Source organism: Micromonospora sp. NPDC005220 (assembly GCF_040607895.1).
Taxonomy (GTDB): Bacteria; Actinomycetota; Actinomycetes; order Mycobacteriales; family Micromonosporaceae; genus Micromonospora.
The window spans coordinates 29,960-45,428 of the sequence record NZ_JBEXHP010000025.1; the positions used below are offsets into that span (position 1 = coordinate 29,960).

General features: G+C 69.7%; 13 protein-coding genes. 11 read left to right on the forward strand and 2 right to left on the reverse strand.

Features of this window, described 5'->3' with window-relative positions; all coding sequences use genetic code 11:
* Positions 1–156: 156 nt before the first annotated feature.
* A complete protein-coding gene (locus ABZU52_RS13355; RefSeq protein ID WP_354971314.1) occupies positions 157–1,521 on the reverse strand; it encodes a PHB depolymerase family esterase in 1,365 nt (454 codons plus the stop codon).
* Between the two features lie 249 nt (positions 1,522–1,770).
* On the opposite strand from ABZU52_RS13355, the gene ABZU52_RS13360 reads away from it, so the two are divergent.
* The 3 genes from ABZU52_RS13360 to ABZU52_RS13370 all read left to right on the forward strand — a co-directional run bounded on the left by ABZU52_RS13360 (position 1,771) and on the right by ABZU52_RS13370 (position 6,284).
* On the forward strand, positions 1,771–2,778 hold the full coding sequence (locus ABZU52_RS13360; RefSeq protein ID WP_354971315.1) for a PaaX family transcriptional regulator C-terminal domain-containing protein: 1,008 nt from the start codon (positions 1,771–1,773) through the stop codon (positions 2,776–2,778).
* A 461-nt stretch (positions 2,779–3,239) separates the two neighbouring features.
* Complete coding sequence (locus ABZU52_RS13365; protein WP_354971337.1) at positions 3,240–4,697, forward strand: endo-1,4-beta-xylanase; 1,458 nt, start codon at positions 3,240–3,242, stop codon at positions 4,695–4,697.
* A 201-nt stretch (positions 4,698–4,898) separates the two neighbouring features.
* Positions 4,899–6,284 (forward strand): RICIN domain-containing protein, encoded by a 1,386-nt coding sequence (locus tag ABZU52_RS13370; RefSeq protein WP_354971316.1) that lies wholly within the window; start codon positions 4,899–4,901, stop codon positions 6,282–6,284.
* A gap of 72 nt (positions 6,285–6,356) precedes the next feature.
* Here the strand turns inward: ABZU52_RS13370 and ABZU52_RS13375 are convergent, their stop codons facing one another.
* Positions 6,357–7,127, reverse strand: a complete 771-nt coding sequence (locus ABZU52_RS13375) for a FadR/GntR family transcriptional regulator (RefSeq protein ID WP_354971317.1) — start codon at positions 7,125–7,127, stop codon at positions 6,357–6,359.
* A gap of 145 nt (positions 7,128–7,272) precedes the next feature.
* Between ABZU52_RS13375 and ABZU52_RS13380 the strand changes: the two genes are divergently transcribed.
* From ABZU52_RS13380 to ABZU52_RS13415, 8 genes are all read left to right on the forward strand, one after another.
* Positions 7,273–8,535, forward strand: a complete 1,263-nt coding sequence (locus tag ABZU52_RS13380) for an extracellular solute-binding protein (protein ID WP_354971318.1) — start codon at positions 7,273–7,275, stop codon at positions 8,533–8,535.
* A 4-nt stretch (positions 8,536–8,539) separates the two neighbouring features.
* Positions 8,540–9,520, forward strand: a complete 981-nt coding sequence (locus tag ABZU52_RS13385; RefSeq protein WP_354971319.1) for a sugar ABC transporter permease — start codon at positions 8,540–8,542, stop codon at positions 9,518–9,520.
* A complete protein-coding gene (locus ABZU52_RS13390) occupies positions 9,520–10,347 on the forward strand; it encodes a carbohydrate ABC transporter permease (RefSeq protein WP_354971320.1) in 828 nt (275 codons plus the stop codon). Before ABZU52_RS13385 ends, ABZU52_RS13390 begins: the two co-directional genes overlap by 1 nt.
* 1 nt (position 10,348) lies before the next feature.
* The gene (locus ABZU52_RS13395) at positions 10,349–11,572 is read left to right on the forward strand and encodes a mandelate racemase/muconate lactonizing enzyme family protein (RefSeq protein WP_354971321.1); all 1,224 of its coding nucleotides are present in this window, start codon (positions 10,349–10,351) and stop codon (positions 11,570–11,572) included.
* A gap of 106 nt (positions 11,573–11,678) precedes the next feature.
* On the forward strand, positions 11,679–12,704 hold the full coding sequence (locus ABZU52_RS13400) for an alcohol dehydrogenase catalytic domain-containing protein (RefSeq protein ID WP_354971322.1): 1,026 nt from the start codon (positions 11,679–11,681) through the stop codon (positions 12,702–12,704).
* Positions 12,701–13,462, forward strand: a complete 762-nt coding sequence (locus tag ABZU52_RS13405; protein ID WP_354971323.1) for an SDR family NAD(P)-dependent oxidoreductase — start codon at positions 12,701–12,703, stop codon at positions 13,460–13,462. The genes ABZU52_RS13400 and ABZU52_RS13405 overlap by 4 nt, the downstream gene beginning before the upstream one ends.
* Positions 13,459–14,337 carry an amidohydrolase family protein gene (locus tag ABZU52_RS13410; RefSeq protein WP_354971324.1) on the forward strand — a complete coding sequence of 293 codons (879 nt, stop codon included), beginning with the start codon at positions 13,459–13,461 and terminating at the stop codon, positions 14,335–14,337. Before ABZU52_RS13405 ends, ABZU52_RS13410 begins: the two co-directional genes overlap by 4 nt.
* Entirely contained in the window at positions 14,334–15,341 is a 1,008-nt protein-coding gene (locus ABZU52_RS13415) for an aldo/keto reductase (protein ID WP_354971325.1), read from the forward strand. The genes ABZU52_RS13410 and ABZU52_RS13415 overlap by 4 nt, the downstream gene beginning before the upstream one ends.
* Positions 15,342–15,469 lie beyond the last annotated feature (128 nt).

Consider the following 15,469-nt stretch of genomic DNA (forward strand, 5'->3'; position numbering starts at 1 on the left):
GCCCCCGCCTACCCGCCCCCCCCCACCCTCCCGGGGGGCCTGCCAACGGGGTGCCGCGCGTTTCCCCGGGCCCCGGGCGACCCCCCCCGCGGGGGGGGCCCGTCACACCACAGAAGTGGTGACCGGCGCACGCTCGTCGTCGATGTCAGCCCGGGATCAGGCGACCGCGCAGGACGCGCCGTTGAGGGTGAACGACGTCGGCCGGGCGGTGTTGCCGGTGTGGGTGGCTTGGAAGCCGATGCTCACCGACCCGTTGGCGGGGATGCTGCCGTTGTAGCCGACGTTCCGGGCCGTCACCTGGCCCGAGTTCGGCGAGTAGGTGGCGTTCCAGCCCGAGGTGATGGTCTGGCCGCTCGGCAGGGTGAAGACGAGCGACCAGCCGTTGACGGCACCGGTGCCGGTGTTCGTGATGGTGAAGTTCTCGGTCAGCCCGGTGTTCCAGGCGTTGATCTGGGCCGTCACCCGGCAGGCACCGGAAGCCGGCGGCGGGGTGGTCGGGGGCGGGGTGGTCGGCGGCGGGGTGGTCGGCGGCGGGGTGGTCGGTGGCGGGGTGGTCGGTGGCGGGGTGGTCGGGGGTGGCGTGCTGGGGTTGGTCAGTCCGAAGAACGTGACGGCGGACGCGGCCATGCCGCCAGAGGGCAGGCTGTGCCCGGCGCCCTGGATGCTGTACGCCTCGACCTGGACGGTGCCGCTGCTGTCGGCGTACCGGCGCCGGTTCCAGTTGGCCTGGGGCGTGTCGGTGGAGGTGGGTGTCTGGCTCAGCCCGAACACGTTGGTCCACTGCTCGATCGTTTCCTGCAACAGCGAGTACGGCACGAGCGTGTCGTTGGTGCCGTGCCACAGCTGCACGCGCGGGCGGGGCCCGGAGTAGCCGGGGTACGCCTGACGGACCGCGTCGCCCCACTGCTGCGGCGTCCGGTTCATGTTCCCGCCGGTGCACTGGCTGCTGCCGGGCGGGTAGTCCGCCGCGTTGGCGAAGCAGTTGAACGGCACGCCCATGAACGCGGCGCCGGCCTTGAACACGTCGGGGTAGAGCGCCAGCATGTGGTTGGTCATCATGCCGCCGGACGAGCTGCCGGTGGCGTAGACCCGGTCCGGGTCGGCCGCGTACTGCTGTTGCACGTACCGGATCATGGAGATGATCGACACCGGGTCGCTGCCCCCACCACGCCGCTTGGCGGCGTCCGACCAGGTGTCGAAGCAGTTGCCGAAGCCGGCCTGCTGGGTGGCGGACGGGTAGATCACGATGTAGCCGTAGCGGTCGGCGAGGCTGGCGAACTCGCTCCCGGAGTAGAAGCCGGGGCCGGACCCGCCGCAGCCGTGCATGGCCACCACGACCGCAGGCCGGGCCGGGCGGTTGTCCGGCACGTAGACGTGCATGCGCATCCGGCCCGGGTTGTCGCCGAAGCTGGTCACCTCGGTCAGTGAGGCCGCGTACGCGGGCCCCATCGTGGGGACCACCAGGCCGGTCGCTACCAGCGACGCAGCCAGGGCGAGCAGCAGTTTCCTTCTGATTCTCAACGGACGACTCCTTCGATTGCCTGTGCAGGCTGGATTGGCGGGCGATCCGGTCGCGGGTCTGCCCGACTCCCGCGGTGATCGCCCGATGCCCGCTACCTGTGGCTCGCCCAGCCCGGCTTCGGATGGCATCGCGTGGCAATTAGTGTTCCCCTCGGGCCAACAAGTGTCAATCGAGCATTCTCTATTTGTGGCGGGGCGCGGAGGTCCGTCTACAGTCGTCATACCGTCCCCGAGGAGCACGGAGCGCCTGTGGCAAGCCTCTTCGACATCGACGAGATCTATCCGGACGACGGAGACCACGCACTCCGGCTGCCCCGCAGGCAGGTCGGCAACTCGCCCCAGGGTGTCGCGGTGACCCTGTTGGCGGACTACACCCTGCGGACCCGGGTCGCCCTCCCGTCCGCCGCCATCGTCGCGCTGCTCGGGGAGACCGGCGTGACGACGGCCGGAGCACGGACCGCGATCAGCCGGCTGGCGCGCCGTGGTGTCCTGGAGGGCAGCCGACTGGGGCGGCGCAGCTCCTACCGGCTCAGCCGTGCCGCCGCCGCCAACCTCTCCGCCGGAGGGCACTGGATCCTCGCCTCCACCACCTCGACGGCGCGGTGGGACGGGTGCTGGACGATCGTCGCCTTCTCGCTGCCGCAGGATCGCAGTACGCAGCGCCGGGCCCTGCGGGCGCAACTGCGGTGGCTCGGCTACGCGCCGCTGTACGACGGGTTGTGGATCTCGCCGCAGGAGCTGACCCCTGCGGCTCGGGCCCAGCTCGACCGGCTCACCCTCGGCGCCGTTACGGTGTTTCGTGGGCGGCAGGCCGCGCTCGCCTCGACGATTCACCGTGCACCGATCGAGGCCTGGGACATCGAGGCGATCAGCCGGAGCTACGACGCGTTCCTCCGGCGGTGGACGCCACTGTTGCCCGGGGTGGCGTCCGGGCAGGTCGACGGTGCCGCCGCGGTGCGGGCGCGTACCGAGGTCATGGACACCTTCCGGCGGTTCCCCGTTCTCGATCCGCAGTTGCCGGTGGAGCTCCTCCCACGGGAGTGGCTCCGGCGGCCGGCACGGGAGTTGTTCGCCGCCGTCTACGACGGCCTCGCCGCACCCGCCGAGCGACACGTCCGGGCGGTCGTCGAGCGGTTCGCCGACGCCGCGCAGCCCGGCATCGAGGCGCACACCACTGCTGATCTGGTCGCCGGGATACGCGCCGACGCGGACCCGGCGCGATCGTCTCCGAGTAGCTCGGCTACCGGGCGCTCGTGAACCACGAGGAGTCGGCCGCCGCCGGCCGACGACTGTGAGCGATAACAGAGTCGCTGTGCGGTGCGACCCCGGCGGCTCGGTGGTACCGCTCGTCCGCTGGTCGTACGGCGGCTGAGCACGGTTGCCCTGCGCGTTTGGTACCGGGCGAAACGTGGCGTTCCGGGAGATCGGCGTTAACGCCCCGTTACGTCTTGACGAACGGCATGTTATCGCTCACTCTCGATATAGAGGACGATCGCTGTCGTGGCTCACCGGGCGAGCCGCACGGGTCGTACCTGCGATCACGTCGTCCGCAAGGGCATGCGGACGTCACCTCGGGACCCGGCAGGCGTCGGCGGCCGCCGTCTCGGACTGTGCGTGCTGATGCCGGGCGGCCAGGATGACCGCCCCGATCGGTTCCCGAGCGAAGTGGCACATCACCACCACCGATGCAACCACTGAAAAGGAACGCCATGAAACCCATGAGAACGATGCTGGCGGCGGCGACCATCGCCGTCGCCCTCACCACCGGCATGACGGTGGCGCTGACTCCCGCCGCCGGTGCCGGCACGACCTTGAAGGCGGCCGCGGCCGAGAAGGGCCGCTACTTCGGCGCCGCTGTCGCCACGGGCAAGCTGTCCACCAGCGCCTACACGACCATTCTGAACCGTGAGTTCAACAGTGTCGTGCCCGAGAACGAGATGAAGTGGGACGCCACCGAGCCGCAGCAGGGCCAGTTCAACTACGGCGGTGGTGATCGTCTGGTCAGTCACGCGCAGGCCAATGGCATGAGCGTGCGGGGTCACACGTTGTTGTGGCACGCGCAGCAGCCGGGTTGGGCGCAGGGCTTGTCGGGTAGCGCGTTGCGTAACGCGGCGATCAATCACGTCACGCAGGTGGCGACGCATTTCCGGGGCAAGATCTATGCCTGGGATGTGGTGAATGAGGCGTTCGCTGACGGTGGTTCCGGTGGGCGTCGTGACTCGAATCTGCAGCGCACGGGGAATGACTGGATCGAGGCGGCGTTCCGGGCTGCGCGGGCGGCGGATCCGGGTGCGAAGTTGTGTTACAACGACTACAACACCGACGGGATCAACGCGAAGTCGACGGGGATCTACAACATGGTGCGGGACTTCAAGTCCCGTGGCGTGCCGATCGACTGTGTGGGGTTCCAGTCGCACCTGGGTACGTCGTTGGCGGGTGACTACCAGGCCAACCTGCAGCGTTTCGCTGATCTCGGTGTGGATGTGCAGATCACCGAGTTGGACGTGATGACCGGCGGCAACCAGGCCAGCATTTTCGGGTCGGTCACCCGCGCCTGCATGAACGTCTCCCGCTGCACCGGCATCACCACCTGGGGTGTGCGCGACTGCGACTCGTGGCGTGGGTCCGACAACGCCCTGCTGTTCGACTGCAACGGCAACAAGAAGGCCGCGTACACCGCTGTTTTGGACGCCCTGAACGGCGGCTCCACCCCACCCACCACGCCCCCGCCGGGCTCCGGAGTGGACACCAGCGCCTGGTACGTGTTGCTGAACCGGAACAGCGGCAAGGCACTTGACGTGTACGCCTCGGCCACCACCGACGGGGCGCGGATCAGCCAGTGGACGCGCAACAACGGCAACAACCAGCAGTGGCAGTTCGTCGACTCGGGCGGCGGCTACTACCGGGTGAAGTCCCGCAACTCCAGCAAGGTGCTCGACGTCAGCAACTTCTCCACCGCCGACGGCGGCGCGATCGTGCAGTGGTCCGACCTCAACGGCACGAACCAGCAGTTCCGACTCGCGAATTCGGACGGCGGCTACGTCCGCCTGATCAACCGCAACAGCAACAAGGCCGTCGAGGTGCAGGGCGCGTCCACGGCCGACGGCGGGAACATCGTGCAGTACGCCGACTGGGGCGGCACCAACCAGCAGTGGCAACTGGTCCGGATCGGTTAGCGATCGTCGTCGACGACCCGGGCAGGAGGGGGCTGCCGGCCGATCGGGATCCGGCCGGCAGCCCGCCCTTGCGCCGTTTCGCCGCGAGGTTGCCCGCACAACACCCCAGACGTGCTGACGCCACCACCAGGACCGCCGGCACGTACGCCAGGGCACCCGCGAGGTTCTGCTCGTGGGTGACCCCGATCGAAGGAGTGGACCATGAAAGCCCTCGGTGAGGCTCGTCCCGCCTCTCGACAGAGACGTCACTGGCGGTCAGGGTTGGCCGCGGCGGCGGCTGCGGTCATGGCGGCCAGCACCCTCGTTGCGGTCAACGCGGCGCCAGCGGCGGCAGCGACCGTGGACACCAACGCCTGGTACGCCCTGGTGAACCGGAACAGCGGCAAGGCGTTGGACCTGTACGCCTCGGCCACCAACGACGGCGCGCGGATCAGCCAGTGGACGCGCAACAACGGCGCGAACCAGCAGTGGCAGTTCGTGGACTCCGGGAGCGGCTACTACCGGATCAAGTCGCGGCACTCGGGCAAGGTGCTCGACGTCAGCAACTTCTCCACCGCCGACGGCGGTGCGATCGTGCAGTGGTCCGACCTCAACGGGACGAACCAGCAGTTCCGGCTGGCCGACTCGGACGGCGGCTACGTGCGGCTGATCAACCGCAACAGCAACAAGGCCGTCGAGGTGCAGGGCGCGTCCACCGCCGACGGTGGGAACGTCGTCCAGTACGCCGACTGGGGCGGCACCAACCAGCAGTGGCAACTCGTCCCCGTCGACGGCGGCAACCCACCGCCGTCGGGTGGTAGCGGCTGCGGCAAGGCGCCGACGCTGTCCAGCGGCACGCACACGATCCAGAGCAACGGCAAGAGCCGAACCTTCATCCTGCGGGTGCCCGCCAACTACAACAACAGCAACCCCTACCGGCTGATCTTCGCCTTCCACTGGCGGGGCGGCACCATGCAGGAGATCTCCTCCGGCGGCACCAGCGGGACCGCATGGTCCTACTACGGGCAGCAGGAGCAGTCGAACAACAGCGCGATCCTGGTCGCGCCCCAGGGGTTCGGCAACGGCTGGGGCAACGCCGGCGGTGAGGACATCACCTTCGTGGACGACATGATCAGCCGGATCGAGAGCAGCCTCTGCGTCAACCCGAGGCAGCGGTTCGCGCTCGGCTTCAGCTGGGGTGGCGGCATGAGCTACGCCGTCGCCTGCGCGCGGGCCACCGTCTTCCGGGCCGTCGCGGTCATCTCCGGCGCGCAGATCAGCGGGTGCAGCGGCGGTACGCAGCCGATCGCGTACTTCGGGCTGCACGGCATCACGGACAACGTCCTGAACATCTCCCAGGGCAGAGCGCTGCGCGACACGTTCGTCCGGAACAACGGCTGTACCGCGCAGAACCCGCCCGAGCCGGCCGGCGGCAGCCGTACCCACATCACTACCGCCTACTCGGGTTGCCGGGCGGGGTACCCGGTGCAGTGGGCGGCGTACGACAACGGTCACATGCCCGGCCCGGTGGACGGCACCTACGCCGAGAGCGGCATCACCACCTGGACCAAGGGTGAGATCTGGAGGTTCTTCGCCCAGTTCTCCTGACACTGGTCGGCCTCGGCTGGCGGCGCCCGCTCCCGTACCTCGGGGGTGGGCGCCGTCCGTCGCCCGGGACGGTCAGCGTTCGAGGCGGACCGGGCTGCCCGAGCCACTGCGGCGGACCAGCCATGCCTCGGTGATGTGGGTGAACATCGCCTCGGCGGCGCCGTTGGCGTCGTGGGCGGCGATGCGCTCGTAGATGCGCCGGTGGCCCTGGTTGGACGCCACGCACAACGCGCGTTCGGTCCGGCCCATGTAGCGGGCGGTGTTGATCACCTGGCTCTCCAACGCGCGTACGACGCCACGGGCGATGCGGTTCCCGGACGCCTGCATGATCGTGTCGTGGAAGGCCCGGTCGTGGTCGTGGTAGGTGACGTGGTCGTCGACGAGTTCGTCCATCCGGTCCACCATCGCCCGCAGTCGATCGATGGTCTCCGCGTCGGCGAGGCGGGCGGCGACGTTCGCCATGTCGGACTCCAGCACCCGCCGGGTGACGACCAGGTCGTCGAGGATGGCGAGGCTGTCGTCGACCGCGATGGTGGCCGCGAGGACGAGCTCGTCGAGCATGTCCCAGTGCGAGGGTGGGGTGACCATGGTGCCGGCGCCCTGGCGGACCTGCACCAGCCCCTTCTCCTGAAGGATCTTCACGGCTTCCCGGACCACGGTCCGGCTCACCCCGAAGGTCTCGCAGAGGATCGGCTCGGGGGGTAGGGACGTCCCGGACGGGTGTACGCCGCGGACGATGCGCTCCACCAGCTCGGCGGTGACCGCCCTGGCGAGATTGGCCGGCCGACGCACCCACGCCGGGGTCTCCGGGCTGTTCAGGGCTGTCTCCTGCGGTGGCGTCATGTCCCCCTCCGAATGGATCGCCGTGGCACGACGTCTGGATCAGTGTACGGCCGGGTGTTGACGTCACACGTCATACGAGTTACGTTCCCGTCACATTGGCTCGCGGGGTACCCGCCGGCCACCCCCCATACAGAGGTGACAACTGATGAGACAGCGCGCGATGTGGTCGGCCGTCCTCGTTGTGGGCCTGGCCCTGGCCGGTTGTGGAAGTGCTAGCGATTCGGGCAAGTCAACCAGCTCGGACGGCAAGTTGGTGGTGTGGGACTGGAAGTCCGGCGAGCCATTCGCCAAATCCTATCTGGACAAGGCCAAGGCCGACTTCAAGAAGAAGCACGCCGACGTCGAGGTCGAGTTCGTCGCCCAGCCCTTCGACCAGTACTACACCCTGCTCGGCGCGGCGATCCAGTCCGGCAAGGGCCCGGACGTCATGATGTTCAACGGCGGTGGCCAGATCCGCGACCGGGTGGACGCGTTGGTGCCGATCACCGACTACGTGGCCGAGGACAAGCAGCGGCTGGCCGGGTGGGAAGCGTTCACCAAGGACGGCAAGGTCTACGGCGGCCCGGTGACGCTGCAGGGTTACCCGATCTACTACAACAAGGACATCTACCGGAAGGCCGGCCTCGACCCGGCCAGCCCCGCCACCACCTGGGACAAGTTCGTCGCGGACTGCGCCGCCGTCGCCAAGGCCGGCTCCAAGTGCTTCGCTCTCGGCAACAAGGAAGGCGTCGGCATCCAGTTCTGGCTCTCCAGCATGGGGTCGGTCACCCTCACCGCCGCGGAGTACGACGCCTGGATCACCGGCAAGCGCGACTGGAGCTCGCCGAACGTGAAGCGGGTCTTCCAGCTCTGGAAGGAGACCGGCGACAGGAAGATGAACACGGACGGGGCCAACTCGACCGCGATGTTCAACGACTCCTTCGCGGCCTTCCAGTCCGGCAAGGCCGCCCACGTCATGGGCCTCATGTCGGACGTCGGGCACTGGAAGGCCTTCAACGAGTTTCTCACCCCGGAGCAGCTCGGCGTCATGAAGGCCCCGGTCGTTACCGCCGGTACCACCCCGAGTCTCCCGTACGACGGCGGCATCGGCTACGCGGTCGCCAAGTGGACGAAGGACCCCAAGGTGGCCGCCGACCTGGTGCGCTCGCTGACCTCGGCCGACGCGTTGAAGGCGTTCTACGCCGACGCCGGCGCGATCGCCTCCGACACCACCATCGACGTGTCGCAGGCCGGCCCGGCCGCCAGCACGATCGTGAGCGAGCTGAAGAGCGGCAAGCCCGCTCTGCACGTCGCGCTCTCCTCGAAGACGATCGACCTCATGGGACGCCTCTCCCAGCAGCTGCTCAGCGGTTCGATCACCGTCGACGAGGTGGTGAAGCAGTTGGCCGCTTCCGACCAGGCGGGCTGACCTCGTGCCGATCGGAAACACGCAACCGTCGGTCCGCCTGGCTTCGGCCGGGCGGGCCGGCGGGGCGGCGGTCGACCCCGCCGCGCGTCGCGGTGGCGCACGCCCCCGTCGCAGCCGCGGCGGCCCGGGGGCCGAGCGCTACGCCCCCTACATCCTGGTCGCCCCAGCCGTCCTGATCATCGTGCTGCTGCGGCTCTACCCGCTGATCCTCGGCGTCAACTTCTCCTTCACCGGCGACGGCGCGCAGAACGGAACGGCTGTCGGATTCGGCAACTACGGTGAGCTGTTCGGGGATCCGCTGTTCCGGACCGCGCTGCGCAACGTCGGGCTGCTGGTGCTGCTGCTCCCGGTGGCGGTGGCGATCCCGGGTCTGCTCGCGACGTTCATCTACCTGCGGGTGCCCGGCCACCGCTTCTACCGCAGCGTCTACTTCTTTCCGGCGGTGCTCTCGCCGGTCATCGTCGGTGCGATCTTCAACCTGCTGCTCGGCTTCGACGGCCCCCTCAACGCCGTGCTCGGGTCGTTCGGTGTCGGTCCGGTGGACTGGCTCGGTGACCCCGACATCGCGATGTTCATCGTGGCGGGCGTGCACATCTGGGCCACCTTCGGAATGGCCCTCGTGGTGTTCCTCGCCGGCTTCGCCACGCTGGACGCTGCCCTCCTGGACGCCGCCCGGGTGGACGGTGCGTCGCTCCGCCAGGTGGTCTGGCACGTGATCATTCCGAGCCTCGCCCGGACCATCCAGTTCGTCTTCGTGACCACGATGATCGGGATGCTGACCTCGATGTTCGGGCTGCTCTTCGTCATGACCAGCGGCGGCCCGGAGGGCTCGACATACCTGCCGGAGTACTACATCTGGATCCAGCAGGGCCAGATGAACCGCCCGGCTCTCGCCTCGGCCGCGTCGACGATCCTCTTCGTGATCATGCTGGTGGTGGGGCTCATGCAGATCAAACTGCTGGAACGAGCGGGGAAGGAGGACTGATGTCCCGCATTCGACTGGGCCGGTGGTTGATCGCCATCCCGATGGCACTGCTCGCGCTGGCGACGATCTACCCCCTGCTGTTCACCGCCAACGTCGCGATGAAGACCCGGCGTGACTACATCCTCGACCGGTTCGGCCTGACCGACGCCCTGCGCTGGGAGAACATCAGCACGGCGTGGAACAGCGTCGGCATGGGCCGCTACTTCGTCAACTCGCTGTTCGTGGTGACGGTGTCGGTGCTCCTGCTGCTGCTGTTCGGGTCGATGGCCGGCTTCGCCCTGAGCCAGCTGCGGTTCCGCGGCTCGTCGGCGCTGTTCCTGGGCTGCCTCGCGGGGCTCTTCATCCCGTTCCAGGTGATCATGGTGCCGCTCGCCCGGATCATGGCGGACACCGCGCTCATCGACACGTACCCCGGCCTGATCCTGGTCTACGTGGCCCAGTTCCTGCCGTTCACGGTCTTCCTCATGACGAGTTACTACAGGGGCATTCCGCCGGAGATCGTCGACGCCGCGCGGATCGACGGCAACACGGTGTACGGCGTGTACCGCCGGATCATGCTGCCCCTGGGCACCCCGGCGCTGTTGTCGGTCGGCATCCTCAACGCCCTGTTCTGCTGGAACGACGTCCTCATGGCGTTGGTGATGATGCCCTCGGCCGATCACCGGACGCTCATGATCGGGGTGACCTCGTTGCGCGGGCAGTACTCCGACAACATCCCCACCTTCGCCTCCGGGGTGCTGATCGCCGCCATACCCGTCCTGTTGGTCTACCTGTTCCTCCAGCGCCAAATTGCCGACGGTGTGGCCGCCGGTTCCACGAAGGGTTGACATGCGGATCACGGGTTATCGGACGCTCACCACGGTCCAGGAATGGGGGCGACCCGTCGGCGACGCCAACGGAGTGTTCGCCGACGGAGTGGTCCCGGTCTCGATCGTCATCGTCGACACCGACGAGGGCATCTCGGGCGTCGGCCTCGGGCCACACGTCGAGATCGAGCGGATCTTCGCAGCCATCGATGGCGAAGACCCCCGTGCCGTGACGACCCTGTACGACCGCATGTTGCGGCACACCTTCAAGGCGGGCCACGCGGGGCCGGTGTTCGGCACCATCGGCGCTCTGGACACCGCGCTCTGGGACATCAAGGCGCAGGCCGTCGGCGAGCCGCTGTGGCGGCTGCTGGGCGGACGAGACCGGCGGGTCAGCGCCTACGCGTCCGGGCTGGACATCGGGCTCACCGACGACGAACTCGTCGCGGAGTACGAGGTCTACGCGAGCCACGGTCTGCGCGCGGCCAAGCTCAAGGGTGGCCTCGACATCGAGAGCGACCGGCATCGCCTCGGCCTGGTCAAGGAGGTCCTGACCGAGGCCGGGCACGGCCGGCGGCCCGGTCTGATGCTCGACGTCAACGAGGCGTGGACCCGCAAGCAGGCCGTCCGGCACGTCTGCGAACTGGAACGCACCCTGGACCTCATCTGGATCGAGGAGCCGGTCCGGCGCTGGGACGCCGAGGGTCTCGCCACGGTCAGCCGAGGGGTGGCCGCGTCGGTCGCCACCGGTGAGAACCTCACCGGGCTCGAACAGTACCGTCCGCTGATCGCCGCCGGCGCTGTCGACATCGTCCAGATGGCGGCCGTCTGGGGGGTCACCCACTTCCTGCGGGCGTCCGCCCTGGCCCACGCCCACGACCTGCCGGTCAGCCCGATCGGCAACAGCCCGGTCGGGCTGCTGCACGCCGCGACCTCGGTGCCGAACCACCTGACCAGCGAGTTGCAGGACCTGCACCCACCGGTCGGTGTCTCCATCGACCTGCACGTCGAGGATGGCGCGTTCATCCTCGGCGATGCACCCGGGCTGGGGGTCCGGGTGGACGAGGAGCGGATCCGGGCGGCCAACCGCCTCCCGCGGGCGCAGACGGCCGACAGCCCCAACGTCCGGCCGGAGCGGGCCGGCCGACGGTTGCTGGCCGGGTTCGACGGGGTGATCCCCACCCGCCAGGTGCCCGTCGTACCGCTGAACTCCCACAACGACGTGTCGCCGACCGTACGGCACTGAGCTGACCACCCGAACAGGGAAGGCGTGGGTGCATCGCGACGGCGGTGCACCCACGACCATGCCCGGTCGGCACGACCGACGTACCGACCGCCGAGACGGAGGAACGATGAAGGCAGTCGTCTACCGGGGAGCGCGACACCTCGGAATCGAGCACCGCGACCCGGAGCCACCGGGCCGTGGCCAGGTACGGATCGAGGTGGCGTACACCGGGATCTGCGGTACGGATCTGCACATCTACCACGGGGACATGGACGCCCGGGTTGGTGACTCCGCGATCATCGGGCACGAGATGTCCGGGCGCATCGCGGCTGTCGGCGCGGGTGTGACCGGCTGGAACGTCGGTCAGGCCGTCACCGTGATGCCGACCCGACCCTGCGGCCGTTGCGCCGCCTGCCAGCGTGGCAACTCCCACGTCTGCCACGCGATGAACTTCCTCGGCATCGACTCTCCGGGTGCCATGCAGTCCTCCTGGACCGTGCCGGCGGAGCTGGTCCTGCCGCTTCCGGAGGAGTTGCCCCTCGACCACGCGGCGCTCGTCGAGCCGGTCGCGGTCGCCGTGCACGACGTACGCCGGGGGAACGTGACCGCCGACGACCAGGTGGTCGTGGTCGGCGGCGGGCCGGTCGGCGTCCTCATCGCCACTGTCGCGCGGGGCCGCGGCGCGCGGGTTCTTCTCGTCGAGCCGGACCCGTTCCGACGCGAGGTGGCCGAAGGGATCGGGATCGAGGCCGTCGACCCGCGGTCGACCGATGTCGTGGCGCTGGTCAACGACCGTACCGAGGGCGCGGGCGCCGATATCGCCTTCGAGGTGTCCGGCGCGGCGGCCGGCGTCACCACGGCGGTCGACGTCCTCACCACGCGCGGGCGGCTGGTGATGGTGGCGATCCATCCCCAACCCCGGGAGGTCAACCTGCACCGGTTCTTCTGGCGTGAGCTGGAACTCCTCGGTGCCCGGCTGTATCAGCGCGACGACATGGTGGAGGCGATCCGGCTGGTCGCCTCGGGTGCGATCCCGGCACGGCAGCTGATCTCCCGGGTCGAGCCGGTCGAGGCGGCCGGCGCGGCCTTCGCGGCGCTGGAGGGTGGCGGCGTCATGAAGGTGCTGCTCGATGTGCGGGAGGGTAACCAGTGACGGCGCTCTTCGACCTGTCCGGCCAGACCGCCGTGGTGACCGGGGCGCGGCGCGGTATCGGTCTCGCCATGGCCGAGGCCCTGGCCCTGGCCGGCGCTGACATCGTGGGCGTCTCCGCGCAACTCGAAGCGGAGGGCAGCGAGGTCGAACGCCGGGTGCGCGCCACCGGCCGCCGGTTCACGGCGCTGCGGGCGGACCTCGGCGACCGGGCGGCCGTGCACTGGTTGGCCGCCGACATCATCGCGCTCGGGCCGGTCGACATCCTGGTGAACAACGGCGGCACGATCGCCCGGACCCCGGCCGCGGAGCACCCGGACGAGATGTGGGACCAGGTGATCGAGGTGAACCTCAGCAGCCAGTTCGTCCTGAGCCGGGAGATCGGCCGGACGATGGTCGAGCGTGGCCGAGGGAAGATCATTTTCACCGCGTCGCTGTTGAGCTTCCAGGGCGGCATCACCGTCCCCGGTTACGCCGCGTCGAAGTCGGGCGTGGCCGGCCTCACCAAGGCGCTGGCGAACGAGTGGGCGGCCCACGGGGTGAACGTCAACGCCATCGCTCCCGGCTACATCGCCACCGACAACACTCAGGCGCTGCGCGACGACCCCGACCGCAATCAGGCGATCCTCGGCCGGATCCCGGCCGGCCGGTGGGGCCGGGCCGACGATCTCGGCGGCGCCACGGTCTTCCTGGCGTCCAGCGCGTCGGACTACGTCAACGGGATCGTGCTGCCCGTCGACGGCGGCTGGCTGGGCCGATGACGGGCGCGCAGGTGCCCGGCCGCGCCGGGATCGTCGACGCACACCACCACCTCTGGGTCCGCGCACGGCACCCGCAGCCGTGGATCGACCCGACGACCATGGCGGCCATCGACGCCGACTTCGAACCCGCCGATCTCGCGCCGCTGGCCCGGGCGGCCGGGGTCACCGCGACCGTGGTGGTGCAGTCCATCGCCTCCGAGCCGGAGACGGTGGACCTGCTGGGCGTGGCGGCCGAAAACCCCCTCGTCCGTGGGGTGGTCGGCTGGGTGGACCTGACCGCCGACGACGTTGCGGACCGTCTCGACCGCCTGCGGGCCGCTCGGGGTGGGGAACGCCTCGTCGGCATCCGCCACCTCGTGCAGTCCGAGACCGACCCGGCGTACCTGGACCGCCCGGACGTCCGTCGGGGGATCGCGGCGGTGGGCGCCGCCGGTCTCGTCTTCGACCTGCTGGTACGCCAGCACCAGCTCCCCATGGCCGCGCGTCTCACCCGCGACCTGCCCGAGGTGAGCTTCGTCCTCGACCACCTGGGCAAGCCCGCGCTCGGCCATCCGGAGCTGGCGCAGTGGAGCCGGGACGTGCGGTCGTTGGCGGCCTCGCCCAACACGACCGCGAAGCTCTCCGGGCTGGTGACGGAGGTGCCGCTTCCGCACTGGACGCCGGCGGACCTTCGACCCGCCGTCGAGGACGCCCTCGACGCGTTCGGGCCGGACCGACTGATGTTCGGCTCGGACTGGCCGGTCTGCCTCCTCGCCAGTTCGTACCAGCGGTGGGTCGACACCCTGGCGGAGCTGCTGGACGGCCAGGACGCAGCCGGCCAGGCGTCGGTCTGGGGCGAGACGGCACGCCGCGTCTACGGGCTGGCCGCGTCATGATGGCGCGTGCCCTGCCGCGCCGCCCGGAGGTACGTCTCACCGAGCTGGGCTTCGGCGCGGCCCAGGGTGGCAATCTGTACCGGACGACGACGGATGAGGAGTTCGCCTCGGCGGTCGACGCCGCGTGGGAGGCGGGCGTGCGGTACTTCGACACCGCGCCGCACTACGGTCTCGGGCTGTCCGAGCGCCGCCTCGGCGCCGCGCTGCGCCAACGGCCGCGCGAGGAGTACGTGGTGTCGACGAAGGTCGGACGACTTCTGGTGCCGTCGCCTCAGGACGCGCATCTGCGGGACTCCGACGGGTTCGATGTGCCCGCGACGCACCGGCGGGTGTGGGACTTCAGCCGCGACGGCGTTCTCCGCTCCATCGAGGCCAGCCTGAGCCGGACCGGTCTGGACCGGATCGACATCGTCTACCTGCACGACCCGGACGAGCACTGGGAGCAGGCCGCGGCTGAGGCCGTACCCGCCCTGATCGACCTTCGGGACCAGGGGGTCGTGGGTGCCATCGGTGCCGGCATGAACCAGTCGGCGATGCTGGCCCGGTTCGTCCGGGAGACCGACGTGGACGTGATGATGTGCGCCGGGCGGTACACCCTGCTTGAGCAGGGCGCGGCCGGTGATCTGCTGCCGGCCGCCGAGAGTCGGGGGGTGGGCGTGGTCATCGCGGGCGTCTACAACTCGGGGCTGTTGTCACGGGACCGGCCGCCGGCCGACGCCGTCTACAACTACCAGCAGGCCCCGGCGGAGCTGATCGAACGGGCGCGGCGGATCGCCACGATCTGCGAGACGTACGGGGTGACCCTGCCGCAGGCGGCCCTCGCCTTCGTCCGCCGGCACCCGGCCGTGGTGTCGACGGTGGTCGGCGTCCGCAACGAGGCGCAGGCGGTCGAGACGGTACGCCGGTCCGGAGTCGTGGTGCCGGACGAGTTGTGGGACGACCTGGCCTCCGCCGGGCTGCTCGCCGCGCCGCCCGGTCGGCACTCTCCGGCCCTGCCCGACTGACGACGACGCCCACCTTTGCTCTGCACCCGCGGGTGCGACGAGACCTGCGGATGTGATGACCGCGCCCGCCTTTGCTCTGCACCCGCGGAGGCGACGACACCCGCGGAGGCGACGACGACGTCCCGGCC